Origin of the sequence: Peribacillus huizhouensis, assembly GCF_014138605.1 — a bacterium.
GTDB classification, from domain to species: domain Bacteria; phylum Bacillota; class Bacilli; order Bacillales; family DSM-1321; genus Peribacillus; species Peribacillus huizhouensis.
The window spans coordinates 80456-107426 of record NZ_JACJHX010000011.1 but is presented as its reverse complement, the minus strand read 5'-3'; the positions used below and the strand labels follow the sequence as shown (position 1 = coordinate 107426).

Genomic DNA, 26971 nt, shown 5'->3' with positions numbered 1-26971 from the left:
GAGGTATGAGTATGCATTTTAGTGTTCTCGCAAGCGGGAGTACGGGAAATGCTATTTTCGTCGAGACAGAGGAGCACTCCTTTCTTGTTGATGCCGGTTTGAGCGGCAAGGCGATGGAAGCATTATTCAGTGAAATCGACCGCGATATGTCTAAGCTGTCTGGTATTCTTGTTACGCATGAACATAGCGACCATGTTAAAGGCCTTGGGGTGTTAGCACGTAAATATAAATTACCCATTTATGCGAATATGAATACTTGGAATGCGATGGAAAGAATAATCGGTGAAGTACCGGTTGAGCAAAAGTTTACATTCGAAATGGAACAGATTAAAACATTCGGGAATTTAAATATTGAATCATTTGGTGTATCCCATGATGCTGCTGAACCAATGTTTTATGTGTTCCATCAAGGTGAGAAGAAGCTTGTCATCATTACTGATACAGGCTATGTGAGTGATAGAATGAAAGGCATCATCGAAAATGCCGATATGTACGTGTTTGAAAGCAATCATGATGTATCAATGCTTAGAATGGGTAAATATCCTTGGAGTATTAAGCGGCGAATTTTGAGCGATTTTGGACATGTATCAAACGAGGATGCTGCACTTGCCATGAGTGATGTAGCGGGAAATCGGACGAAACGAATTTATCTCGCGCATTTAAGCCTCGATAACAATATGAAAGATCTCGCACGTATGTCTGTTGAGCAAACCTTGCAAACAAAAGGAATTGTTGTAGGAGAACAATTTTCTCTCTATGATACGGATCCAAAAAAGCCAACTGAATTAGTACTTGTTTAGGAATGAAATGGGAAACTCCTTTCATTCCTTTTTTTGATTAAAAACTATCGTATAAGCTGTACAAGAAATGTTGAAAATGAAAGCAATATGGTAATGAAGGAAAATATTTTTTACCTTTAGTCTTAAATGAGTATAATGGAGGGTATAAACAAAGACTAATGTATGCATTTATCTAATCTCTAAAGGAAGAGAGGATTGAACAATTTGGGATACTATGATGATCATATGTCTGAAAACAGAAACCAAAAAAGGAAGGGGCGTTCAGGGGGATATTTTTTATCAGCGCTCGCAGGTGTAATTGTCGGAGCATTACTTGTTTTCTTCGTGTTACAAGGTTTTCAAAATTCTAATGTACAGAATCAAAATGGAAAAATGAATGGACTAGGGCAATCTGAACAAATTCAGCAGCAAGTATCAGTTAATGTCACTTCAGCTGTGACAGGTGTGGTTGAAAAGGTTGGTGCAGCGGTTGTAGGAATTACAAATATCCAGCAATCAAAATTTTGGGGAAATCAAGAAAATCGTGAAGCAGGAACGGGATCAGGTGTTGTGTACAAAAAAGAAAATGGAAAAGCATACATAGTAACGAATAATCATGTTATTGAAAATGCAACGGAACTAGAGGTAACGTTAGTGGATGGAACAAAACTTCCAGCAATGTTGAAAGGAAGCGACCCATGGATGGATTTAGCTGTCGTAGAAGTCGATGATACGAACGTTCCGACGGTTGCTACCTTTGGGACTTCATCTTCTTTAAAACCAGGTGAACCAGTCGTTGCGATTGGAAATCCATTGGGTCTGCAGTTTTCAGGGTCTGTAACACAAGGAATTATTTCAGGACTAGAGCGTACGATTGAAGTGGATATTAATGAAGATGGTCAGGTTGATTGGAATGCAGAGGTTATCCAAACCGATGCAGCCATTAACCCTGGAAATAGCGGCGGTGCTCTCATTAATATGCAAGGACAAGTTATTGGAATTAACTCAATGAAAATTGCAGAGAGTGCAGTAGAGGGGATTGGTCTTTCTATTCCGATTGATTCAGCAATCCCAATCATTCAAGACCTTGAACAGTTTGGTGAGGTAAAGCGACCATTTATGGGAGTAAGCCTAGCTTCAGTCGAAGAAATTTCACAATATCATCAACAAAATACTTTGAAGCTGCCTCCAAACGTAACAAGTGGTGTAGCTATTACCGGAGTTCAATCTAATTCACCAGCAACAAAAGCTGGTTTAGAGGAATTTGACGTTATTGTTGCATTGGATGGGAAGGAAGTTGCCGATGTCGTTGATTTACGTAAATATTTATATAGTGAAAAGAAAATTGGCGACAAGTTGGAAGTAACCTATTATCGTAACGGTAAACAATTAAAAACAACGATGGATTTGTCAGTAGAACAGCAAATGTAATAAAGAGAAACTTCAATCGGTGGGGGCTTACTGCCCATTCATGCAGGATAAAAAACGAGGGGACCTCATAAGGGTTTGACCTCGCATTCTAAATCAGGTATATAGTGTTTCTACACTCATTCTATACGTATTTAGTTGTTGCGGGCTCTGACACTTTGTTTTTGGGACACCCTCGTTTTTGTTGCGTTTTCTCAGTTTTTTGTTAAGATAGCATGTGGATAAGCGGAAAAGAAGCGATAAGATGAATGCCATGATTAGATTTGTGGATAACTATTTATATATAAGCTAACGAGGAAGATAAGCATGTATTTTGTCGATTTAAAGGAGTGAAAAAAATGATTTATTGCTGTAATGATCATGTTGATATGGCACTGGATACAGTGGTAGTAGAGAAAGAAACGTATCCGACCCTAGATGTGGTACCTAGTGAAAAGTTATCAACAATCTGTGAATATTGTCGAAACGAGGCAGTATATATGGTAGGGAACTAATATTCCTATACAAGATGTGGATAGTAAATGTGGATATGTGGATAACTTATGTGGATAACGTGTTTGTAAGCTGTTTGTAAAGTGAGGATAACATGAATATATCAATTATAACTGTAGGGAAGCTAAAAGAAAAATATCTGAAACAAGGCATTGATGAATATATGAAGAGAATGTCTGCCTATGCCAAAATGGAAATTATTGAACTTCCAGATGAAAAAGCGCCAGAAACATTAAGTGAGATTGAAATGCTGCAAATTAAAGAAAAAGAAGGACAAAGAATTCTAGCTAAAGTCAATCCCGATGCACATGTCATTGCCCTTGCAATCGAAGGGAAAATGAAAACTTCTGAGGAACTCGCGGAGACACTAGATAAGCTTGCTACTTATGGAAAAAGTAAAATTACTTTTATAATTGGCGGATCGTTAGGTCTAAGCAAAGAAGTGATGCAACGTGCTGACGAAGCCCTTTCTTTTTCAAAAATGACCTTCCCGCACCAATTAATGAGATTAATCTTGGTCGAGCAAGTTTATCGGGCTTATCGGATCAATCGGGGGGAACCGTATCATAAGTAAATGAGGTTTAAATAGGAATTTAAGAACAGTCTAATTTTAAAAAGATTAGACTGTTTATTTTTTCTAAAATATACTATTAATAAATGTAATGTTTTTTGAGGGGGATATACTAATGGACCTTGATATTATAAGTATTGAAGAATTAAGTTTAGAAGTAGAACGTGAAAAAATATGTATCAAATATGAAGAACAAGATAATCTTGATTTGCAGAAGGTTAGCAAAAGGCTATAAGAGGATTTTGTAGTGATTTATAAAAAATTGTTAGGTGGTAAATGGATAGAGGAGTAGGGAGTGGTTTAAATGAATCAATTTCTTCAGATGGGAGCAAATGCAGTTTTAAGTTCCCCAAAAGGTAATGTTACTGTTAGCTACGAAATTTCTAATTCGATAGATATTTCCTTAACAGCTTTCCTTTTGACTGATTCAGACAAGGTACAAGGAGATAGCGGGATTATATTTTATAATCAACCAAAGAGCTCTTCTGGTGTAGCTACACTTATACCATCTGAGCAAGTAGGTAATACAATAGTACATAAAATTAATTTTGATATGAGTAAAGTCCCAGATGGTATTACTAAAATAGCGATCACTCTTACAGAGGATAATAGCACGGGATTTTCAAATGTAAAGAATTTAATGGCCGAGATAAGTACCGATAATACAATTATCCAGTTAACCCCATCTAGTTTCACAAATGAAAATGGAATCGTAGTATTAGAATTATATCTAAGGAATGGTCAGACAAAGGCAAGATCAATCTGGCGTGGATTTGATTCTGGGCTTGAAGGGTTATGTAAAAATTACGGAGTTGAGGTTGAAAATGATGAGCAAAACAGGCCTTCTGAACCTAAAACTATTCAAAAACAAACGCCAATAGAACCTGATAAGACTCTAACTGTTTCTGAAAATAAATATAAACAAAACACGTTGTCATCGATAAGCCTTGAAAAGGTAAAGGGGAAGATAAGTCTCGACAAAGGTCAAAAGCCAGTTATCATTGATAAAACACCAGAAATTACTGCTACGGTATCTTGGGAGACTGGGACAGATTATGATATATATGCCTTAGTCTATACAAAGGATGGAAAACAGATAGATGTAGCTATGTTTGGGGCGAAAGGAACACCTCCCCTCAGAGGTTTTGGCAACGGGGCAGTGGAACATATGGGGGATATTAGGGGAAATAGTCGATCAACTAAGACAGAAGTAATCAAATTAAGATTAAATAATGACATTCTTGCAGTTGTTCCTGTGGTTTATTCTGCTCAGTCAAATGGAACGGGCTCCTTCTACAGATACAAGGTGTCCATGAGTATAGATAATCATAATGGAACCTCCGTTACCATAGTCGCCAAGAATGCAAATAATAATGATAGAATTTATTCCTGTGTGCCCGGAATCCTTCATAATACGCACGATGGAATTATTATAAGTCCATTAGAGCTTTATAGTGCACCGGACTCAGAGCGTAGACCTAAACTTAGGATGGGGTCTTCAAATATGGTAGAAGTTATAATGGATAAAGGACCAATAAATGATTACAAGTAGACTAGAATTATATAAAATTTGAAAAGAAAGTCGACAGATAGACCTTTGATCGTTATATGTCATGTCTAGTTTCCTTTTTTTATCTGGGAATACTTGACCCAAGTGGAAGTAAAATTATCGATTTTATCAGCTATAGATTAGGCTTATTCTTTTTTTTCTCTTGAAAGTATTAATTACATCAATAATCAGAATAAGGATTAGTACTGGGTATACAGCTCCTAAATTGAAAAAACTATTTAATAAAGCTTTAAAAAACTCATACTCACATCTGTTTATTTTGCGTTAGAATTAACGAAAAATATCCAGAACTTATTAATAGGAGTAGGTTTCTACTGGGATAATAACCAGTTTAATAAAAACCTCATATAGATACACTGCGGTGAACCGTATCATAAGTAAATGAGGTTTTATAGTAAAGTGATAATTTTAGTAAAGTTATGAGAATTGACTTCATAATGGATAAGACAATAAATAGGAAGTATTCATAGTCTAACTCATTAATAAAACCGCTGAGTTTATACTCAGCGGCCTTACTATTATTTTTTAGATTTATCCTTTGATAAGAAGTTATAAATGTTGGATTCGCCTGCCCCGTATAGTGGATCTTTCCCGACTTTGCCAAAATCAATGGAACTTTGTCTGATAGCGGCTGCCACTTGGGAAGGATTATACTCAGGGTGGGCGGCTTTAATGACTCCAGCTATACCAGCGACTTTCGGTGCTGCCATGGAAGTTCCATGTAAATAGGAATAGCCATGCCATTGACCGTCACTGAATTGTGTAGTTGCATTCCCACCTGCGACCGGATAAGTAGGGTAAGTAGACAATGTTCGATAAGTGTAATCACGTTTATCTAAATGGTTTCCGGCTGGGTTCTGACGGTATAAACTATCATATAATGGACCATTATCCCCACCAGGACCAGCCACGTCGATGACATTTCCGTAATTAGAGTAGAAGGCAATGCTCTTATTGGCCCATTCATTTGAGGAAGATACAGTAATCACCCCTGGAATTTGGGCTGGAACGACACGAGATGGACCTTTAATGTCTATACCGTAAGTTTGTTTCCAATATGCCTGCATATCATGTAAATCACTTAGGTTTTTTGAGTCATTACCAGCAGACACTACAACAGTAACTCCTTTTTGGATTGCATACTGAACGGCACGGTGATAGGCTACCATTGAAGCAGAATCACCTTTCTCATCTAAGTTTTGAGCCATCCAACTCCAGCCCCCAATTGACATATTTATCACTGCTACTCCATCGTTTGCTGCTGATACAATGGCATCGGTAATCCATGATTGTTGTGCTCCTCCGGTTGCTCCAAAAACACGGTATGCTCTGACCGATAAATCTGGACCTACACCTTTAACCTTCCCATTAGCTGCAATGGATCCAGCGACATGTGTACCGTGGCCATTTTGGTCCCAAGCATCTTTTGTGCCTGGTACGAAGGTTTTCGAACCAGCGAAATCAACATTTTCCTTCAAATCCGGATGGCTAAAGTCAATTCCTGTATCAATAACTGCTACAACCGTATCATGATTCCCTTTATTTAACTTATAAGAATCACCTTCATGTGTTATACGCTGCATGTCCCATTGTTTATCCCAATAGCTTGCTACGTTTGAATCCAAAGTGACTTTCTGCCCATTTGGGGTACCAGGAGTAAAATTCACTGCGTCATCCGGATCAGTTTCTAAGTATGCTTCAAGTTCTCTTCCAGCTGATTGAATGTTTGTATCTTGTTTCACCTTTGAAAGGAAGGTTGGGTCTACTGATGCAACCTCAATAATCCCGATTTCAGGTATAACTCTTTCAACAGCCCCTCCCGCCTTAGAGATTGTTTCTGAGAAATTACCAGGTATCTTCCCTTTATATGCTAATACATAATGCTCCTTTTCAGGTGCAGCCTTTGTTTTATTTGTTGGGAACCCAACGAGTAAAGAAAATGATAGAGCCGAACAAATAGATAGAATTGCTAGTTTCTTCTTCATTTAATTTCCCCCTTATGATATGTAAAATATAAACAATATAATTATAAGCTATTAAATCTATTATTTGGAATGTTTATCTGAAAATTCCAAATAATAAGATGGAATACCTAACTATAGTTTTTCATCATTCAATTTCATAGTAATTATGGAGGCGCTTTTACCTACTACTAACAGACTATGAATTTGTTAAATAAAAAAACCTCATTTAGATTAGTTACGGTGAACCGTAACTAATCTAAATGAGGTTTAAAAAGTTAAAACGGAATCGTAGAAAAAGTAATTTATATAATGAATAGTGACCGATTTATGGTCACTATTCTTTTTTTAATAATGATAAACAATTTAGGGATGTGGGCAGTACTTAGGAAATGTCTGCGAAATCTCGTTTGCTCTAACTCTTACTTGGGTACGAAATAATGTAAGGTTTTTACATAATAAATACCTATAGGGAGGAACGGTAATGAGCGACAAGGGGAAGAATTTTGATTAAGGAACAGAATTTAATAGGAGTTAGAAGACAACTCCAATGAAGATGGATGTGCTGGCCGGTTTACCAATTGTCTCTATTTCACTTACTTTTAAAGGGACATATCATGTGTGTACTCAAAATTAACTTTTGTTGCATCCGATAAATCGGCATGTTATTATTTAGATGTTAAATATTTAGATGTCTAAATATATACGAAAAAGGTAATGTAAATGAGATTACAAGGGAACGTTAGGATTGTAACAGGTAGTGCTTCTGGTAAAGGTAGAACAGCTGTCTTCATAGCAAGCAGTGATTCGGATTATATTACTGGTCAAACAATTATGGTTGATGGTGGAACAAATAAATTACGTTAGGGAGGAAAACACAATGGGACGCTTAGATAATAAGGTTGCAATTATTACTGGTGGAGCTTCAGGTATAGGTGAACGTATGGTTGATCTTTTCAGTCAAGAAGGTGCTATCGTTATCGCTGCAGATATTAACGAGGCAGCATTCGAACATGTAAGCCAAAAAGAAAATGTATATGGAATGAAATTAAATGTTGCTTTAGATGAGGATTGGGAAGTATTAGCCAAGGAAGTGAGCGATCGCTTCGGGAAAATTGATATTCTTGTAAACAACGCTGGGATTTCATCAGAAAAACCATACCAAGATATTGATTTGGATGATTGGCAAAAGATGTTATCTATTAATGGTTATGGTCCATTTGCTGGTATTAAATATGTTGCTCCATATATGGCAGCTCAAAAGGAAGGTTCAATTATTAATATTTCTTCTTATACTGCTCAGATCGGCCAAGGCTTTAATCATTATTCTGCATCAAAAGGGGCAGTTCGTGCGCTATCTAAAGCAGCCGCAACGACCTTTGGCCGTCAGGGAGTACGTGTAAATACTCTTTTCCCTGGTATTATTGAAACACCGATGACTCAATCTCTAAGCACATCAAAAGAGCTTCTTGGGAGTTTAATTCAAGCAACTCCTCTGCAACGTTTAGGTAAACCTGAAGATATTGCAAATGCTGCATTGTTCTTAGCATCAGATGAATCATCTTACATCACTGGTTCAGAATTAGTTATTGACGGAGGATTTTCTGCTCAATAGAATATTAATATACTGTGAGGGCCCCCTATTGTCTTTAGGGGGCACTTACTATTATAGAAAGCAGGGATATAAATACATGAAAGAGCAAACAATTTTTGAACTAATTCATTCCATGGACCAGGTCACGAACAATTTAATTATTCAGTGGAATAAAATGTTCAAAGAAAGCCTAGGTATCTCTCATATTCTTGTTCTCAGCCACTTAAAGAGGAACGGAAAAAGTCGCCCATCAGATATCGCAAGAGCTTTAGGCTTGACCCCTCCTTCTCTAACTCACTTATCTGAAAAACTCGTACAAAAAAAATTAGCTGTTCGACTTATTGATGATGACGATCGTAGAATTATATACTTAGCGATTACTGACAAGGGAATCGATATGATCAATAAAGCTCACGAAGAAGGAAATACACTGCGTAGAAATCTATTCGAAAAGTTAACAGAGGAGGAAAGACAACATTTATTAAGCATTTATGAGAAACTAAATAATTTTATATAAATGAATAAACTGGTGCATTATTGCTGATTTTTTCCTTGAATAAACAGATATTGAAATCTGACTTTGGATAATAGTAAGAATATATGGAAATCCAAATATAAAAAACTCATTTAGATTCATCACGGCGTATCATAAGTAAATATATGGGGGCATATAAATCTGAGGTTTAATGAAAACAAAAAAAGGAGAATGCTTGATAGACAAAGCGTTCTCCCTTTTTCATGTAATATAAAATAATGTTAATAAGAAACTATATGTGTTTATACGCATCTTTTTAAAAGCTATTTAAAAAGTGGAATTTTTTTCAGTACAGCACAAACTGGAATGGCTACACAGATCCCTACAACATTTTGAATGATGTTTCCGGGAATTGAGGCTGCTGGTACAATCCAACTACCAAAAATCACTCTTTCACAAATATAATAACCCGCTAACATAAATGGAACCGAAAGGATAGTAGCGAATAGATTGAAACCAATACTTCTTCCGTTGCGTCCATTCGACCAGGCAATTTTCCCAACTAGATACCCTTGTAACCCTCGAGTTAAAATGGTGAACGGTGCCCACAATGTCCATCCGGAGATTAAGTCAAATAGCCCCATCCCCACCGCACCAGCGATGGCGCCTTTTTTAGGCCCAAATAAGATGGATGCGATAAATAGCATAGCTGTTCCAAGATGAACTAAACCTCCATTTGCCGTGATCGGTAGTTTGATATTTAACAAGACTGTGGCAACGAATACGAGTGCAATTAACATGGATGTTAGAATTAAATCAAAAGTTCGTGTGTTTGAATAACTTGTTGTTTTTTGCATGTTCATAAACCTTCCTTATTTTTTCTATATAGGTATCAAGGAATAGTAGCGTCAGGTTGTCGTTTCCTTTGAAACCTAAATCGCATACATCTTCAACAGGAGTACCTTTATGATAGTACAAATGGGTTTCTACTATAGAAAGAACATTCTGATAAATCATATGAATCCTTCACCATAGAAACCATTATCGAGCGCTAGGAAATGATCAGCGAACTCGCTCCAAACCTGTACAAGCGGCTGTATTCGCATTTACTGATAACCTTAGCAAAGGATTGGTATATTTAAAAGTGTCAATTTAGCCTAAAACTAAGGTGTCAGTTTAATCCGCATTAACTGACATAACGCCCCCACCTCAAGGCTTAGAGGAACAGAAATAGCGTAGGTGGGGGGAACGGCCCTAAAAGCTCGATTGGTGAAATACAGTGGAACTTACCGAGAGTTACGCATAGGTAAAGTTTGCGCTCACAAGATGTTGGTCACACAGACGAAAGACTAAAGGGAGTGGCGTACTTAGTCTGTGATTCATTGAACCTTAGTTCGTAGTGTTGCTTTATCGATAGTAGAACGGGATGAACAATCAGTGGGGGATGAAGATAATCACTACTAAATGAAGTTTCACTGGATAGAAAAAATAAAAAATTAAATGTTAAATCAATGAAATGATTTAGACACATGATGCAACAAAAAGGACCTTAAAAAGTGATATGTAGAGTTGTATCCTTTTAAGGAGTTTCTTCAAAATCAATCAAATAAAAAATGCATTTAGCTATATCACGGTGAACCGTATCATAAGTAAATGATATTTTTACGAAAAAAGTAACAGCACCCTCTTTTTGATGGAGAGGTGCTGTTTTGTTATTTGAATGCCTAGATGAACATTTGTTGAATGGATGGTTGTTTTTGCTTAATCAGGATTTTCTTATCCAAATGAAGAAAAAGAATGATCATATACAGAAAATGACTGAATTCCTCCACTTGTCATTTTTGCTTACTTTAATATTCTCCTTTAATTACAAAAAACGAGCCCCGAATTGTTCCAGCTAGTTTAGACTTCTGCCTAGCAAACTTAAACTTCCCTTCTAATTCTTTTGGTACCTCCATCCCCTCAGAAAGCTTAAAACCAACGGCCCGCTTTGGCTTAGGGTCATCAACCGTATACATGACGTTGATTGCAAGACCATCCTCATAAAAAACGTAGGCAAATTTGATATTTTCCACTTGAAAACGTGACGTTTCTAAAGGTTTGGCCGCAAATTCAATATCACGTTCTTCTTTCAAAATTCGGTTCACATAGTTAAGGGTCTCCCCACTTTCGTTAGCTGGTACAACCGTAAATTCATGCTTGTATTTGTTCATAAAGTAACGGGCCTCATTAGCACGTAAACCAGCAAGCGCTTCTGCAACAGGTGAAGACTCTAAACCAACCGTAGACACATTTTTAAAATCAACGATATAGGACAATTTCACTCCTCCTTTTTTCTCTTTATTTCCTAACAACAGGAATCCACATTTCACCAAATACTAAGCCGTTTCGCTGCTCCATCTCAACCGCTGCATTGGGCCCACCAACATAGGCAAAATTCTTTGCTTCTGGCAAGACTTGTCCAAAAGCAATGCCGGCAAGCTTATTACTCAACTCATCAGCTGTCTTTCCTTCCCCTTTAATTACTAGGTATTCCCCTTTAGGAAATTGGATCATTCTCGTTGCTTCTGGTATCGATTCCTCTGTCATGACTCCAGCATAATGCATCATCTTGTTATTCACCGCTTCGTTCACAGCAAAAATGTAGTCATTGGTGGCTAGGTCTTTTAAAGTATCAAGCCTTCCATCTTGACTGATGGCTTGCCAAAAGTCTGCCTTTTCCTTGGTTATGCCAGCAAAGTCTGTGTAATCACTCTTAAGCTCAGTTCCAATACCTAAAACGGTAAAGCTGTCTTTTTCTTCTAGAATATAATCTGCCATATTCAAAACCTTCCTCTTTTTAAATTAATCAAATGGTTTGTCTTTTCACTTGATGAGTTTATAATAGCCTTAAATCGTGTCAAAAAATGATACTGTTTAGGAGGTCCCGATGAAAAAAGTTGAACGGATTAATATCATCATGCGGTATATCAACAACCGCGCCCACTTTACTATTTCCGAAATCATGCGAGAATTTAACATCTCTCGTTCGACAGCAATTAGAGATATCAGAGAAATTGAAGCCATGGGTATGCCACTTGTCGCTGAAGTTGGAAGGGATGGGGGTTATTTTGTCATGAGCAATTCTGTCCTACCTACTGTTCGCTTTACCGATAATGAGATTAAAGCTCTTTTTATTGCTTTCATGGCCACAAGAAATAAACAACTCCCTTATCTAAAGAGTCGTCAGTCTTTAGCTGAAAAATTACTTGGCCTTAATTCAGAAAACCAGCAAGATGACCTTGTTCTTTTAAATCAAATCTTGCTTTTTGAAGGTACCAACCCCAATAATCCCGACCTACTTGATTTATCAGACCTACCCCATCCTATGTTAGAAAAACTCATCCAAATCCTTCTTTTGGATAGCTATTTATTGATTACCATCAAAGAAGAGAAGGTAATAAGGTCTTATTCAATTTATCTCTTGCACCTTTATCATGAAAAAGGCCTTTGGCTAATTGAAGGCTTTGTCTTAAAGGATGAAAAGAGGCAGATTTTCCCTGTCGATAATCTCACCAATGTCAAACCATACCCTACGAAAAAAAGATTAAATAAGAAACAGATTTTAGAAAAACTAAGTAAGCAGGAAGAAGTAATTAACCTTGTCCTTGAACTTGGTCCAAAGGCGATTGCCCAGTTCAAAAAATACCATCCTTTAAAAGTTTCAATTTCCTATACGAATCCTTACCAAACCACAGCCATTCTAAAGACTTTTATCAATGTTAATAATCCCGAAGAATTGACCGAAATAACAAATTGGCTACTCTTCCTAGGTGGGGATATCAAGGTCAGGGAAGTGCCAGAAGAAGTCTTAGAAGGTTTACAAGAGAGATTATGCTTATTCTTCCCATGAGCAGTGCCAGTTAAAACCTAAATAATTTTGAGTTTGGCCAGTTCCCTCTTATTTTCGCATACCCAGAAAAGATAAAGGTTTCTGAATGTTGGAAATACCTTTAAAGGGTAATAGCATTTTTATCAGTATTGTTCTGTATTGAATTTCTAGTAAATTCATTTTAATAATAATATGTTAAACCTCATTTAGATGCGTTAGGGTGAACCGTATCTAAATGAGGTTTTTGGGGCACTTTATTCTATTTGTTTTTCGCCTATTTTGCTGCTAAATCAAACATATTAGTATCATCCATGTTGGGTCAAGAGTGTTGTCCACCTAAGTGTTTCACTTTATATGAATATGTTTCTAATTGTACAACTACTATATTAAATGTATAGAATGCCTAAAAATTAATCAAAATGGAATAGAAAAAGAAAAATAGAGCCAAGCACCATTCCTATCGTAAAAATGAAGTGAAATAAAATACAACACATGATTGGTAATGAATTTATGATAATAGTTGAAAAAATAAACGATTACAAGCCGATTTGTCCACTTGACAAGATTATTCTAAGAGTATAAAATATTTACGTTCACAAGGTGATGCGATAACCAACAGTTTCAGCAGATTCTGTATGTTTCTAATCATTAAATGTAAAATATGATGCATTATTATCCCTTTACCATGATCAAGGACATGCTTTCGCTAAGAAGAAGTCAGAATTCCATAGAAAATGTCCATAATAAATGGATTATTTTTGTACAAACTAAGAATAGTTGAGAAAAGAATTTTTCGTCTTAATTCTTTATATTTCTACCTTTTATTGTAAGCACTTGCAAGTGTGGTAAGGGAGTTAATATAAAAGAGGAACTATTTTAGTCATTTGGGAGAAGTACAGAAACGTTTTAAGCGGAACATATCTTTATCATCATGTGTAAAAGAAACAATATTGCAGCATTTTTATCAATAAAAACTAACAAAATTTACACCAGGAGGATATTATGCCATTAGTAATTATAGCAATAGGGGTACTTTTATTACTTATTTTAATTATGGGCTTTAAATTAAACACATTTGTTTCATTAATCATTGTTTCAGTTATCGTAGCATTAGCACTGGGCATGCCTATGGCGGATGTTATGAAATCTATTGAAAGCGGTTTAGGAGGAACACTTGGTCATATTGCATTAATCTTTGGAATGGGCGCAATGCTTGGTAGGTTAATTGCAGATGCAGGTGGAGCTAACCGTATTGCTACAACGTTAATTGACAAATTTGGGGAAAAAAATATTCAATGGGCTGTTTTATTTGCTTCATTTATTGTAGGTATTGCACTATTTCTTGAAGTAACAATCGTATTACTAGTTCCAATTATCTTCTCAATTGCAAAAGAATTGAAAGTTTCAATTGTTAAACTAGGTCTTCCGATGGTCACGGCAGCATTATGTACACATGCTTTCTTACCGCCGCACCCAGGTCCAACAGCGGTATCTGCAGAATATGGTGCAAATATTGGATTAGTATTAATTTACGGAATCATTGTTGCAATCCCAACTGTTATTTTAGCTGGTATTTTGTATCCTAAGCTTGCTAAAAAAATTGTACCGACTGCGTTTACTAGAGAAGGCAGTGAGTCATTTGGGATTCAAAAAACATTCAAATTAGAAGATACACCAGGATTCGGTATTAGTGTGTTTACAGCATTATTTCCTGTTATTTTAATGGCTTTAGGTGCTGCTATTGATATGATTCAACCGGCTATGGGATTTGGAGATAACTTCTTTGTAAAAGTTATTCGTTTTATTGGTAACTCTTCAACTGCTATGCTGCTTTCATTATTGTTTGCACTTTACACAATGGGATTACGTAGAAATGTGTCAATTAAGACGTTGATGAATTCTTGTACTTCAGCAATTAACTCTTTAGGGATGCTACTTCTAATCATTGGTGGTGGCGGTGCTTTAAAACAAGTACTGATGGATGGTGGCGTAGGTGACTATGTCGCTAAATTATTCGAAGGTTCTGCTATGTCACCTGTATTCTTTGCATGGACTGTTGCAGCAATCTTACGAATCTGCTTAGGATCTGGAACGGTTGCTACTTTAACAACTGCTGGATTAGTTCTTCCATCTCTTGCTACAGTTCCTGATGTTAACTTGGAACTAGTTGCACTTGCAACTGGGGCTGGTAGTGCGATTGCGTCACATGTTAATGATGCTGGTTTCTGGATGGTAAAAGAGTCATTAGGGATGACATTGAAAGAAGCATTCGGTACTTATACTGTACTTTCTACCATCGTTGCTTTATCTGGTTTGGCATGTACTTTAATTTTAGATATATTTATTTAAACGAAAAGACAATTTAAATTGAAGTAATTAGGCAATGCTGTTACCGTGGCTTAGCCGATTGATAAAGGGGGGGGGATGATTTCATTCCGCCTCCTTTTTTGATAATCTGAAAAGTTTTAGTACCGTAGTATAGTAAATGAAGCCAATTTTTTTATTTTGTTTCTTGTGGGATTTTGCTATTTGAACTCTTGAAATCGCTTTAACAATTCCTTTTACTTTGTTAAAAAAAACGCTTATAATCAAATAGTGTTGCAAAATGTACAAAATTCCTTTTCAGATTGACAACAAATCTTTATAAAAAAGGGTTGATTTTGCAACAATAAATTTACCAAATCATACATTAAAAATAGTTTAAATAATATAGAAATAGGTGGAGTTAGGATGAATGAGAAGTATGAACGACTGAAAGAAATCTTAAAAGAGATGGAAAATGTTGTTGTGGCTTTTTCTGGTGGTGTCGATAGTACGTTGCTATTAAAAGTTGCAGTTGATGTTTTAGGAGTTGAAAAAGTCTTGGCTGTTACGGCTGATTCCGAAACGTATCCTTCAAGTGAATTAGAAGAAGCTAAGAAGCTAGCCAAAATGATTGGTGCAACACACCAAGTTATTGAAACCTCTGAACTAAATATACCGGGCTACACAGAAAATGACCGGAACCGTTGTTATTTCTGTAAAAATGGATTGTTCGAACAAGTCGTTCCGATCATGCATGAAAAAGGATTTAAGAACGTTGTATACGGTTTAATTGCTGATGATATGAGTGAGCATCGTCCTGGAGTGCGTGCAGCCAAAGAACATGGTGTCCGTGGCCCGCTGCAAGAGGCGAATCTTTATAAAGAAGAAATTCGTGAACTTTCAAAACAATTAGATTTGCCTACTTGGGAAAAACCATCGTTCGCATGTCTATCTTCACGAATTGCATATGGAGAAAAAATTACGCAAGAAAAATTAACAAAGGTTGAAAAATCTGAAGCTTATATAAAAGGATTAGGGATTAGACAAGTGCGCGTTCGAACTCATCAAGAGATTGCTAGGATTGAAGTTGAACCTCAAGATATGCAGGTAGTTTTAACAAACCATAAAGATATCATGGAAAACCTTCAACGATTCGGATATAAATATGTTACCCTTGATCTTCAAGGCTATGTAAGCGGCAGCATGAACAAAGTGCTAACAACAAGTCTTGACTAAAGGTTAAAGACAAAATCGGACAAGGTTCTCTGAGGTTGTACACGGTTTATAGGAAGAGTGTAGAACAAATCATGTTGATTAGATTGGCTTTATAGCATAAATCGCGTGCTTGCTACAAGAGTAGATCAAAAATAGAGCTAAATAATAAAATCCCTTTGAGGTAAATAGCTATAGGGAAATTCTCTATCTTAAGCCTGACAGGGGTTTTTTTATATATATTTTTTCTAGGAAATATTTATGTTGATTTTTTGCAACAGAAGGTGATGGGGAAAATGATTAAAGCATTGGTAATTGTCCCTTATGAGGGATTGTTTGAAATGATGAAAGAGATCGCTCAAGAAGTCGATGATATTCAATTACAAATCGAATTAGGTAATTTATATGAAGGAGTTGCTATTGCAAAGGGTGCTGAAAATAATGGCTATCATGTCATTATCAGTCGTGGTGGTACAGCTTCAATGATTCAGGAGGCTGTATCTATACCAGTGATTGATATTCAAGTGTCTGGCTATGATGTATTACGCATATTAACACTTGTAAAAGGATTTTCAGGAAAAGCTGCTATCGTTGGATTCTCGAATATTACACAGGGAGCTGCGACAATATGTAAGCTTCTTGATTTAGACATAAAAATATTAACGATTACAAATGATATCGATGTTAAAGAAAAGTTAGCGAATTTAAAAAAACTAGGCTATGAAGTGGTAATTGGAGATGTGGTTACGGTTCAAACTGCTAAGCAATTAGGTCTGACAGGCGTTCTAATCACTTCCGGAAAAGAAGCTATTACTGATGCATTAGAAGAAACGAGAAGGTCATATCGCTTATTCTCGCGACTTCAACAGGATGTTACTTTATTTCAATCTATACTTGATAGTAACGAACAGGCAATCGGAGTTATTAATAAGGAAGAAAAAATTATTTATGGGAATGAACGCTTCAATAAAGAATTTCATTGGATGAAATTAGAGAATTCGACAGATGTAAAAAAGTTGATACAAGAAACTGCCTTAAGACGTGAAAAGCAAACAAAAATAGTTCACATCAATCATTCATTTTGGAAAGTAACTTCATATCCTAAAAAAGATGCTATCGTATTGAACTTTGAAAAAAATCTTCCTAATCAAGCTATTCTACAGGGGCAGGACGCGATCTTGAATGCGATAGAATTTCATACATCGGCTTCTTATATCCCTATTTCAGGAAAAAGCGAACTGATTCAGAAGGTATTAAAGCAAATAGATCAATATAGTAAAAGTGAAGAACCAGTGTGGATTTCAGGAGAAAAGGGAAATGGAAAAGAATTGGTTGCCCACTCCATTTATTTAAAAAGGAAAACAAGGAATGAACCATTTATCACATTGCGTTGTGACTTATTAAGTGCAGAACAACTAAAAGATCTAATGAACGGTGATTTTTTTCGAACATATGCCAATGGAGTTATTTACTTACAAAACATTGATAAATTGAACTCTTATATGCAAAAGGAGTTATATCAGATACTCAAGAATGAAAATGATAAAAAGCTACAATGGCTAGTTTCTTCTGAGGATAATATTGAAGAAAAAGTTAAAAATGGCACGTTTCATAGTGATTTGTATAGTATATTGGCTCAATTAAAAATTCATATACCTCCACTTCGAGAACGTAGAAAAGATATTGAGGATTTAGTTCATGTATTTATTTCTGAATTACATCCGAAATATGGAAATGGAGTAGTTGGAATTCGACTGGACGCTTTGGAGAAAATTATGAATTATGATTGGCCAGGAAATGTAGAACAACTTAAACAAGTAATTGAACAATTATTTTTACAATCACATTCCTACTATATCGAGAAGGAAGAAGTTGAAACAGTTTTTAAACGATTAGAGCAGCAAGAGAAGAACAATGAAACGTTAAGACATATCGATATAAGTGGCACACTAGAAGAAATAGAAAAACAAGTGATAACTAAAGTCCTTGAAGAGGAAGGGTTAAATCAATCAAAAGCAGCAAAACGTTTAGGGATTAATCGATCTACATTGTGGCGCAAGCTAAAATAACAGCTTGCGTTTTTTTGTGCACAAAATGAAGTATAAGTTAATGCAAATAGCAACGTAATAATTATTTATAGAAAAATAATAAAAAAAATTGCTTAATGCAACGTTTTGATTTATCATTACTGCTGTAAGCGGTTTTAGTGTTTGAAAATAAACCATGTATGGAGCGGTTTAAGTTATGTGTTGCAGATATTGAATGAGAGACAAATAGAAAACGTATCATGCAATAATGACTAGACGATATGATCCGTATTAAAAAGACGCAATCAATACAAACTATTATTGCGTGCAGAATTAACAAATACGAAAGATTCCGCAATGATGTTATCTGCTCCTAGCTTAAGAGTTATTCATGTGACAACTCATATTGGGTTTATTGATGCAAACAATAAAGTTAACGTAGAGCGTTAAATATTCAGTTATTAAACTTGCACACGAAATATTACAAAAGCAGAAATTAAATCTCCTCTGATCGCAGTTTGTGCTAATAATTCATTCACATGTTGGAAAATGGACTTTTTGGAAATGGTGAGGAAGAAAGAGTTATTCCAGCCTAGAAAAAGCTCTGGTAGTAATGTACAGGGACCACTTCTAGCAGATACATTATTCTTTAGGGTAAAACGTGGTGACTTTGCATGGTTGCTGCGCAATATATCGCTAGGGAAAAATTGCGGACGAGTTATCGTTAAAAGAAGCGAAGAAGCGATTCGGATGGCGATTGAATTAGCTCATGAAAAACAATTAATAATAATGGTAGTAAAGCAAGGGATTTTTTATAGATCTCTTGCTCCCCTTTGTTTAAAAAGCTGTTTAGTTTGAAAGGAGTGTAGAATAATGTCTTTTCCAAAAGTAGCGAAAATAAGACAAAAATTCGAATTCGAAAGTGTAGATAACATCCCTGTAACGATTACGGAACAATTTAAACAAGTGAAGGCAGACGAGAAAATTAAGTCTGGAATGGAAATTGCAATAACAGTCGGAAGTCGTGGTATTGCAAATATCCCATTAATCGTCAAAAGTGTTGCAGATGAGATTAAAAAATTAGGTGCTACGCCATTTATCATTCCTGCTATGGGCAGTCATGGTGGTGCAACTGCTGAAGGCCAAGTTGAGGTACTAGAAGGACTAGGGGTTACCGAAGAGTCAACGGGTTGTGAAATTCGTTCTTCTATGGAAGTAGTTGAAGTTGGTGTTACTTCAGATGGTGTTCCCGTATATCTTGATAAACATGCTTCTCAAGCCGATGGCATTATCATTATGGGGCGCGTTAAGCCGCATACAGACTTTAAGAAGGACATCGAGAGCGGTGTCTTGAAAATGGCATCGATTGGTATTGGGAAGCATAAACAGGCGCTAGCATTACACACATATGGCATTAAGGGAATTCGCGATATGATGCCTGAAGTTGGGAAAGTGTGCATTAAAAATTCCAATACTTTGTTTGGAATCGCTATTGTTGAAAATGCCCATGAGGAAACAGCAATTATCGAAGCGATCGAGCCAGACAAAATTGAAGAACGTGAAAGAGAATTATTGGTGAAAGCATTCGCGATGATGCCAAGCTTACCAGTAGAAGAAATGGATATATTAGTAGTAGATGAAATCGGTAAAAACTTTAGTGGTACAGGAATGGATACAAATATTATTGGCCGAATTCGTGTACTAGGAGTAGAAGAACCGAAAAATCCAAGTATTAAATATGTCATTGCTTCGAATATAAGTGAAGCGAGTCATGGTAATGCCTTAGGTATCGGTTTATCAGATTTAACGACGAAGCGTTTATTTGAAAAAATTGATTATCAAGCAATGAATGAAAATGTTGTAACGAGTACATTTTTAGATCGAGCAAAAATTCCAATCGTTCTTGACAATGATCAGGAAGCATTAAAAGCAGCGCTACGTGCTAACTGGGGCGTTGCGTCTGTTGAGGCAAGAATTGTACGTATCCCAAATACTCTTCATATTGGTGAGCTATACGTATCTGAGGTTATATTTAATGAACTAAAAGATAAAGAAAACATCGAAGTATTAGAGGATCTACATGAAATGCAGTTTGATGAAGACGGCTATTTCTTGCAGATGTAATTACAAACATAAAAAACGGCTTTCCAAAAGGAAGCCGTTTTTTATATTATGAACGAATCTTATTTAGTGTAATTATCGAAATAACCTTGGATGAAGACAATAGGTGTACCTTTGTCACCGCTTCCTGAAGTTAAATCTGATAAAGAACCGATCAGATCGGTAAGTTTTCGAGGAGTAGTCCCTTGTGCTTCCATAGCACCTACAAGATCCGCATCTTTATTGTTAATGTATTGAGAGATCGCTTGTTTCAGTTCTTCACCTCTTAAATCAGCAAAGTTATTATCAGCAAGATATTTTAATTTTACTTCATTAGGTGTGCCATCAAGTCCTGATGTGTAAGCTGGTGATACGACTGGATCAGCTAATTCCCATATTTTACCTACCGGGTCTTTAAACGCTCCATCGCCATAAACCATAACTTCAACATTTTTGCCAGTTTTCTCTTTAAGCATTTGCTGAATTTTATCAACGATAGGTTGGCAATTACGTGGGAAAAGTTTAATACTATCTTCAGTTGCTTTATTAGATCCAAGCAACCCGTATGCTTCATTACATCCGCTGCCATCAATAGACTCCGATAAAATATTATCGAGGCTATAAATTTTTTCGCCGCCGTTTGCTTTTAAGATTCTCTTTGTTCTAAATCTCGTATGAATATCGCAAGTAAGGACATTCTTCGTGTAATCTAAGATCGTCTTTGCATTGTTCGAGAAGATTACTTCACATTCAACGCCGTATTCTTCAACTAAAGATTTATAATATTCAATATAATCAACACCAGTAAAAGGATGTTTATTATAGCCAAAATGATCACGGAATTGTTTTTCTGTTAAAACATCTGTCCAAGGGTTAACTCCCTTTTCATCAAGAACGTCTATATCAACTAAGTGATTTCCAACTTCATCAGATGGGTAGCTAAGCATTAAAACAATTTTTTTAGCTCCTTTTGCAATACCACGTAGCAAGTTTGAAAAACGATTACGACTTAAGATAGGAAAAATAACACCAACAGTATCTTCTCCAAATTTTGCTTGAACATCTTTAGCAATATGATCAATAGTCGCGTAATTCCCTTGAGCACGAGCTACGATTGATTCTGTTAATGTAACGATATCTTTATCATTAATGTTAAAACTTTCAACTTCTGCAGCTTTTAACACACTATCGACAACGATTTCTTCAATGTTATCCCCTTGATTGATGATTGGACAACGAAGACCTCTTACAACAGTTCCTACAACTCTTTCCAAAATAATCGCTCCTTATAACTAGTAAAGTTAATTTATAGTATGTCCCTACTTGTACTATACATCGTTTTAGTGATATAAGTAAAATGGATATATCGAATGGTAGGTATAAGGAGTGTTTATATGGTAAGTAAATTAGATTTATATAAAGTATTTTATAAGGTAGGAAAAAGCGAGAGTTTTTCTAAGGCAGCAAAAGACCTTTATATGTCACAACCAGCTGTCAGTCAAGCGATCATGCAATTAGAGAGAGAATTAGATATCCGTCTATTTAATAGAACCCCAAAGGGAGTATCATTAACAAATGAGGGTAGTCTTCTATTTGAATATGTTCATTCGGCACTTAATTTAATTGATGTTGGGGAAGAAAAGATTTTGGAGTTTAAAAATTTAACGACAGGGGAATTAAAGATCGGTGTTGGTGATACGATATCTAGGTATTATTTACTTCCTTATTTAGAAGCTTTTCATAATAAGTATCCCAATATCAAATTAAAGATTGTTAATGGTACAACATTAGAGATCTGTTCTATATTAAAATCAGGAGAGGTTGATATTGCAATTTGTAATTTTCCCCTTGATGATTCTACTTTAGAACTTATACCATGTATTGAAGTCCAAGATATTTTTGTTTGTGGAGAGAAATATAAGAAAAGCTTATCTAAGCCAATAAGCCTTAATGAAGTAGTAAAACTGCCTTTAATATTACTCGAGCCCAAATCGGTTTCTAGAAAGTATGTCGAGGATTATCTGATATCTAAAGGTATTAAGATTTCGCCAGAATTTGAATTAGGCTCTCATGATTTATTATTGGAGTTTGCTAAGATAAATTTAGGAATTGCGTGTGTGACGAAAGAATTTTCTCATGATTATTTAAATAATGGCTTATTGTATGAAGTACAATTAATGGAGGAAATACCGAAGAGGAACATTGGAGTCTGCTTTTTAAAGAGTGTGCCTCTATCGCCAGCTTCAACAAAATTTGTTGAGATCATAGAAAATAAATAGATGTAAAAGTTTTTCTGTTAAAGAATCATTTGTAAATTCGACCTCTTGAGCTCAGAGAGAGAAATAAAATATAACTACTTATTTTTTTTAAGGACAAATCGAATTTATAAAACAGGAGAAAAAAGAATAGTCTGGCTACTCTTTTTCCTAATTCAAATTAATTTGTACAGTGGTTAAGGATTGGACATTGAAAAATAGCTTGCAGGTTTAGATGGGCGTGGGAATCAAGTTCAATACCTTAGAACAAATAGGCTATAGGTAAAAACATTTGGACTTTTCCAAATCAAAAATTAGAAAGTCTGAGCCAAATGAAAAATCTTCAAATACAATTCCCATCTTTTAACCGACATATTTAAGCATTTCTCATATGTGAAAGGGAAGATAGCGAGAAAACGAATCAAGTGCCTATTAAAAGGCTATCCGGAAGGGGGACCGGGGGGGATAATAGTAAAAAATCAGGAGATTGTAAACGTAACTTATTAATCAAATAAACATTCTTATGCTATATAATCTTCCTTGTGAATGTCATTTGGTTCGCCTTTGTTGTAATACTTACCTTTTGTAAAAATTGCTAATATTACTGTAAGTATAGCTGCTAGAATTGCAGCAAAGAATGCGGCAGTGCTTTGTAAAAACGTCCCCATATATCCTAATGCTGCGATCGTTCCTAAACCGCTTGCAATTAGTAATGACACGACTCCTACAGGATTCCATTTATATAGATACTCCTGTCTGGATTCATAATAACCGGGTCCAATTTTTAATAACTTTTTGACAATCATGGCGTCACTGACTAATATGGCTGCCCACGCTAATAAAAAGACTCCCTGGAATGTCATGGCTGTATCCAGATGGTTCACTATCCCACCGAGCATTAAAGCTATCGCGGATATCCCTGTTACAACTACCCAGAAACGTCTGCCTGGTGTAAATTTAAAAATATTTTCGAAGAAATTGGAAAGGGATAAGGAGCTACTATATATATTTGTCACATTAATTCTTAGTTGGGTTAACATTGTGAACAGCGCTCCACCGATACCAAGAAGTAGCACGATGTATACACCTGGATTTGGTTCACCTAGACGAACGCCAAACCATATACCAAGACCACCCATAACTCCAAAACAAAAAATTTGCGGAATAAAGCCAATGGCAACCGATCCTACCTTAATGTCTTTAGGTTTAAGGAAACGGGCATAGTCTGAACCAAGAAGGGCTGTTAGACCCATAATCCCATGGTGCATTCCTATACAGGACAATAGAGCTTTGCCTCCTATTTGAACGCCCTCAGGCATGTATGTCCAAAATTCCCCTTCGTATAGGGAAGGTGTGTTAATCGATACAATGATTGCGGTTACTAAAAAAATACCGAAAATCGGTAAAGACCACTTTTGTAATTTATCCAGTTGTTTTATACCAAACCAATTCAACGGGATAACAATGGTTCCGAAGAAAAGGATAAGCACCCATTTTGGTAGAACTGGGAAGAAGGTATGAACAGCGTAAACTAAAATCAAGCCTTCAAATGCACAATACATAATGAAGTTCGTTGCATAAATAAATGAGGTTAATGATGCACCTATATAGCCGAATCCACCACCTCTAGATAATAAATTGACGTTCATACCGGATTTTGCTGAAAGATAAGCAATGAATGTTCCTAATACACCAGCTACGATAATCGCGTATATGGAGGATATGATTGCATTAATGGCTCCGAATTGAAGCGCCATAACGCTCCCCATTTGAAAATAGAAAATGGCTGTTGCTATACCGAAAGTAATATTAGTAATACTTAGCCATCCCATATTCCTGTGCTGTCGTGGTACTCTATCTAATGAAAAATCATCTTTCATTTCATCTTCTATCACTTTGTGATCTGTTACTTTGACAGATCTCATACGTATCGACTCCTCTTTTTTGTGTATAATTTCACAATCTACATTTCGCCTGTTAAGCACAGATTCGTCATCCCACAATATTCTATATTTAATATATCAATATAGATAAAGACATGGCAAACGTCATTATTGCGGCTGTTTGATGGTTAGATTACTAAAAGACCACTCCATCTATCAATTCCTCCTTATATCATAGGATTTGTAGTATATTCAGTGAAATGGGTGACTGTTTGATGATTCCTTCCAATTGATATATGAATTAAGAACAGCATTAGTAGTTGGGGGGAAGTAAATTGAAACTTCAATCAGTGGGGTTTTACTGATCGTTATTGCGGAATAAATTTTCATTTGACGTTTTGCCAAGTGTTCTTTATGATATGAAAGAAGAGAATGCCCGAGCTAAAACGGGAGAGGTTCATAGCTGATACCCTCTATAAAAAACTATGGATACATGACATTAAGCCATGTCCATACTGGACAGGGCTTTTTATATTTTATCCTGTTAGTTGTAAAAGAATGATTAGCGGATCTCTCTTTTAAAACAGTGTCGGGGAACCATTTAAAGGGGGATTTTTTATGTCTGGCCGAAGCCATGAAGAAGGTTTAAAGGATTTAACGCTATTAGGAAATCAACATACGCAATATTCATTCAACTATGCACCTGAGGTATTGGAAGCTGTAGATAGTCTTCATTCAAATCGTGATTATTTCGTGAAATTTAACTGTCCGGAATTTACTAGTTTATGTCCACTGACACATCAGCCTGATTTTGCAACGATGTACATTTCTTACGTTCCAGATAAAAAAATTGTCGAGAGTAAATCACTAAAATTATATCTGTTTAGTTTTCGTAATCATGGTGATTTCCATGAAGATTGCGTCAACATCATTATGAACGATCTAATTAAATTACTTGACCCAAGGTATATTGAGGTTTGGGGGAAATTTACACCACGTGGCGGTATTTCCATCGACCCTTGGTGCAATTATGGGAAACCAGGTACTAAATACGAAGAGATGGCTAATTTCCGTTTAATGAATCATGATCTTTATCCTGAAAAAATAGATAATCGTTAATAGTTGAAACAAGCATGGAAACATAGCGGTATGGAAAAAGATGGTTTGATGAAGGATTTTGTCTAAAAGAATATTGCATTCTCCTAAAATCATGAACTTCATGTAAAATATTTAACTAATATTAATGTATTCCATATAATAATAAAATTATAAAATGAAAATAATAAGACGGAAATTCTGCTCAATTTGTTCATTACGAGTGGAATTTCCGTTTTTTTGTATAAGGACATGGGGACGGGGCTTCGCGACTTACTAATACAGCCAATCTACTTTGCAGATATACTTACTTTATTAAGAGAGTATTGCAAAGACCTGCTTCGCACCGCCACCATTATGATTAGGCGAGTGTAGCGTGCTACGGGATTAATCCTTCATGGTAATTGAAGGCATTATAACGCTATATTCGTTTTGGATGAGGATTATTTTTCTGAAAGGATTAAATGGGTGCTTGTTTTCTTAAATGTATCGATAAGATTTTTATTTACATTTTGGTCTGTAATAATGTAATGAATTTTATCAAGCGTTGCAATCCCAATTGTGACATCCTTACCGAATTTTGTACTGTCAGCGGCAACATAAATTTCCTTAGATAATTCAATTATTTTTTTCCTCGTAATTGCTTCCTCTAAGTTATAATCAGAAATTCCTTTTTCGATTGTGATCCCACTGGCACAAATAAACGCTTTTACTATATTCAATTCACTAAAATTAAATAAATAATCATAAGCTACTACAGATTGTTCATTATGTCTGACCTTTCCTCCAATGATTATCAGCTCGACATCGCTATTGATTAATTCTAATACAACAGGAATTGAATTCGTCACTACAGTTAGCTTCTTCTTATTTTTAATGTATTTTGCAATTTGATAGGTTGTTGAGCCGCTATCAATAAAAATACAATCACCGTCATAGATCAATTCGCTACATTTTCGTGCAATTGATTCTTTTTCATCTAAATGACTGACCATGCGTTCGTCAATTGTAGATTCTCCAAATTTTGGTTCAACTAGTTTAACTCCACCATAAATTTTTTCGATTTTCCCTTGTCTTGTAAGCAGGTTTAGATCTCTACGAAGAGTATCAACAGAGACTTTTAATTCTTCAGTTAGCTCAGATATCTTAAGCACTTTTTTTATCATTAACAATTCAATAATTTTCTGTTGTCTTTCAACTGGAAACATAAATTCACCTACTCAAAGTTATCATTTTTTAAAGCAGCATTAATTCTAGTGTACTGATTACTTATTATACATTCAATATATTTACATAAATAATAAGATAAGTTACTCATAAATGAAGAATAAATTGTTCATAAGTTGGTATTAAC

21 protein-coding genes, 3 pseudogenes and 1 riboswitch are annotated in these 26971 nt (G+C 35.7%); of the genes and pseudogenes, 17 read left to right on the top strand and 7 right to left on the bottom strand.

Annotation, left to right across the window (positions count from 1 at the left end):
- Positions 1-5 precede the first annotated feature (5 nt).
- The 5 genes from HNP81_RS16220 to HNP81_RS16200 all read left to right on the top strand — a co-directional run bounded on the left by HNP81_RS16220 (position 6) and on the right by HNP81_RS16200 (position 4822).
- The gene (locus tag HNP81_RS16220; RefSeq protein ID WP_028393810.1) at positions 6-800 is read left to right on the top strand and encodes an MBL fold metallo-hydrolase; all 795 of its coding nucleotides are present in this window, start codon (positions 6-8) and stop codon (positions 798-800) included.
- Positions 801-1004: 204 nt separating this feature from the next.
- A complete protein-coding gene (locus HNP81_RS16215; RefSeq protein ID WP_281384517.1) occupies positions 1005-2210 on the top strand; it encodes a S1C family serine protease in 1206 nt (401 codons plus the stop codon).
- Between the two features lie 335 nt (positions 2211-2545).
- Positions 2546-2701: a CxxH/CxxC protein gene (locus HNP81_RS16210; RefSeq protein ID WP_182503291.1), complete on the top strand. Its 156-nt coding sequence runs from the start codon at positions 2546-2548 to the stop codon at positions 2699-2701.
- 92 nt (positions 2702-2793) lie between these two features.
- Positions 2794-3273, top strand: a complete 480-nt coding sequence (rlmH, locus tag HNP81_RS16205; RefSeq protein WP_028393812.1) for a 23S rRNA (pseudouridine(1915)-N(3))-methyltransferase RlmH — start codon at positions 2794-2796, stop codon at positions 3271-3273.
- Positions 3274-3574: 301 nt separating this feature from the next.
- Entirely contained in the window at positions 3575-4822 is a 1248-nt protein-coding gene (locus HNP81_RS16200; RefSeq protein ID WP_182503290.1) for a TerD family protein, read from the top strand.
- A 536-nt stretch (positions 4823-5358) separates the two neighbouring features.
- On the opposite strand, the gene HNP81_RS16195 is transcribed toward HNP81_RS16200, so the two are convergent.
- Positions 5359-6825 carry a S8 family serine peptidase gene (locus HNP81_RS16195; RefSeq protein ID WP_182503289.1) on the bottom strand — a complete coding sequence of 489 codons (1467 nt, stop codon included), beginning with the start codon at positions 6823-6825 and terminating at the stop codon, positions 5359-5361.
- 750 nt (positions 6826-7575) lie between these two features.
- Between HNP81_RS16195 and HNP81_RS16190 the strand changes: the two are divergent.
- The 3 genes and pseudogenes from HNP81_RS16190 to HNP81_RS16180 form a co-directional block, all read left to right on the top strand.
- Positions 7576-7668: pseudogene (locus HNP81_RS16190) on the top strand (SDR family oxidoreductase); the annotation flags it as partial.
- 13 nt (positions 7669-7681) lie between these two features.
- Positions 7682-8416, top strand: coding sequence for an SDR family NAD(P)-dependent oxidoreductase (locus HNP81_RS16185; RefSeq protein ID WP_028393815.1), 735 nt, complete (start codon positions 7682-7684; stop codon positions 8414-8416).
- A 76-nt stretch (positions 8417-8492) separates the two neighbouring features.
- On the top strand, positions 8493-8912 hold the full coding sequence (locus tag HNP81_RS16180) for a MarR family winged helix-turn-helix transcriptional regulator (RefSeq protein ID WP_028393816.1): 420 nt from the start codon (positions 8493-8495) through the stop codon (positions 8910-8912).
- Between the two features lie 281 nt (positions 8913-9193).
- On the opposite strand, the gene HNP81_RS16175 is transcribed toward HNP81_RS16180, so the two are convergent.
- The 3 genes from HNP81_RS16175 to HNP81_RS16165 all read right to left on the bottom strand — a co-directional run bounded on the left by HNP81_RS16175 (position 9194) and on the right by HNP81_RS16165 (position 11690).
- Complete coding sequence (locus HNP81_RS16175; RefSeq protein WP_182503288.1) at positions 9194-9727, bottom strand: ECF transporter S component; 534 nt, start codon at positions 9725-9727, stop codon at positions 9194-9196.
- Between the two features lie 993 nt (positions 9728-10720).
- A complete protein-coding gene (locus HNP81_RS16170) occupies positions 10721-11188 on the bottom strand; it encodes a DUF8821 family protein (protein ID WP_182503287.1) in 468 nt (155 codons plus the stop codon).
- A 22-nt stretch (positions 11189-11210) separates the two neighbouring features.
- Positions 11211-11690 (bottom strand): GyrI-like domain-containing protein, encoded by a 480-nt coding sequence (locus tag HNP81_RS16165; RefSeq protein WP_028393819.1) that lies wholly within the window; start codon positions 11688-11690, stop codon positions 11211-11213.
- 109 nt (positions 11691-11799) lie between these two features.
- On the opposite strand from HNP81_RS16165, the gene HNP81_RS16160 reads away from it, so the two are divergent.
- From HNP81_RS16160 to HNP81_RS16135, 7 genes and pseudogenes are all read left to right on the top strand, one after another.
- Entirely contained in the window at positions 11800-12762 is a 963-nt protein-coding gene (locus HNP81_RS16160; RefSeq protein ID WP_182503286.1) for a helix-turn-helix transcriptional regulator, read from the top strand.
- A gap of 624 nt (positions 12763-13386) precedes the next feature.
- Positions 13387-13496 (top strand): annotated as a pseudogene (locus HNP81_RS24885) (4-hydroxythreonine-4-phosphate dehydrogenase PdxA); the annotation flags it as partial.
- A 247-nt stretch (positions 13497-13743) separates the two neighbouring features.
- Entirely contained in the window at positions 13744-15090 is a 1347-nt protein-coding gene (locus HNP81_RS16155) for a gluconate:H+ symporter (protein ID WP_028393821.1), read from the top strand.
- Between the two features lie 381 nt (positions 15091-15471).
- Positions 15472-16281, top strand: a complete 810-nt coding sequence (larE, locus tag HNP81_RS16150; protein ID WP_028393822.1) for an ATP-dependent sacrificial sulfur transferase LarE — start codon at positions 15472-15474, stop codon at positions 16279-16281.
- 272 nt (positions 16282-16553) lie between these two features.
- Entirely contained in the window at positions 16554-18326 is a 1773-nt protein-coding gene (locus HNP81_RS16145) for a sigma-54-dependent Fis family transcriptional regulator (protein ID WP_028393823.1), read from the top strand.
- A gap of 285 nt (positions 18327-18611) precedes the next feature.
- Positions 18612-18956: pseudogene (locus HNP81_RS24710) on the top strand (4-hydroxythreonine-4-phosphate dehydrogenase PdxA); the annotation flags it as partial.
- A 201-nt stretch (positions 18957-19157) separates the two neighbouring features.
- The gene (locus tag HNP81_RS16135; protein ID WP_182503285.1) at positions 19158-20408 is read left to right on the top strand and encodes a nickel pincer cofactor-dependent isomerase, group 22; all 1251 of its coding nucleotides are present in this window, start codon (positions 19158-19160) and stop codon (positions 20406-20408) included.
- Between the two features lie 59 nt (positions 20409-20467).
- Here HNP81_RS16135 and HNP81_RS16130 read toward each other — a convergent pair whose 3' ends face one another.
- Complete coding sequence (locus HNP81_RS16130) at positions 20468-21658, bottom strand: coenzyme F420-0:L-glutamate ligase (protein WP_182503284.1); 1191 nt, start codon at positions 21656-21658, stop codon at positions 20468-20470.
- A 120-nt stretch (positions 21659-21778) separates the two neighbouring features.
- Between HNP81_RS16130 and HNP81_RS16125 the strand changes: the two genes are divergently transcribed.
- A complete protein-coding gene (locus HNP81_RS16125; RefSeq protein ID WP_028393827.1) occupies positions 21779-22663 on the top strand; it encodes a LysR family transcriptional regulator in 885 nt (294 codons plus the stop codon).
- A gap of 497 nt (positions 22664-23160) precedes the next feature.
- Here HNP81_RS16125 and HNP81_RS16120 read toward each other — a convergent pair whose 3' ends face one another.
- Positions 23161-24564 carry a purine-cytosine permease family protein gene (locus HNP81_RS16120; protein ID WP_182503283.1) on the bottom strand — a complete coding sequence of 468 codons (1404 nt, stop codon included), beginning with the start codon at positions 24562-24564 and terminating at the stop codon, positions 23161-23163.
- 404 nt (positions 24565-24968) lie between these two features.
- Positions 24969-25015, top strand: a riboswitch (PreQ1 riboswitch).
- A gap of 125 nt (positions 25016-25140) precedes the next feature.
- Here HNP81_RS16120 and queF point away from each other — a divergent pair.
- Positions 25141-25641 (top strand): preQ(1) synthase, encoded by a 501-nt coding sequence (gene queF, locus HNP81_RS16115; RefSeq protein ID WP_028393829.1) that lies wholly within the window; start codon positions 25141-25143, stop codon positions 25639-25641.
- 419 nt (positions 25642-26060) lie between these two features.
- On the opposite strand, the gene HNP81_RS16110 is transcribed toward queF, so the two are convergent.
- Positions 26061-26825: a DeoR/GlpR family DNA-binding transcription regulator gene (locus HNP81_RS16110; protein ID WP_182503282.1), complete on the bottom strand. Its 765-nt coding sequence runs from the start codon at positions 26823-26825 to the stop codon at positions 26061-26063.
- Positions 26826-26971 lie beyond the last annotated feature (146 nt).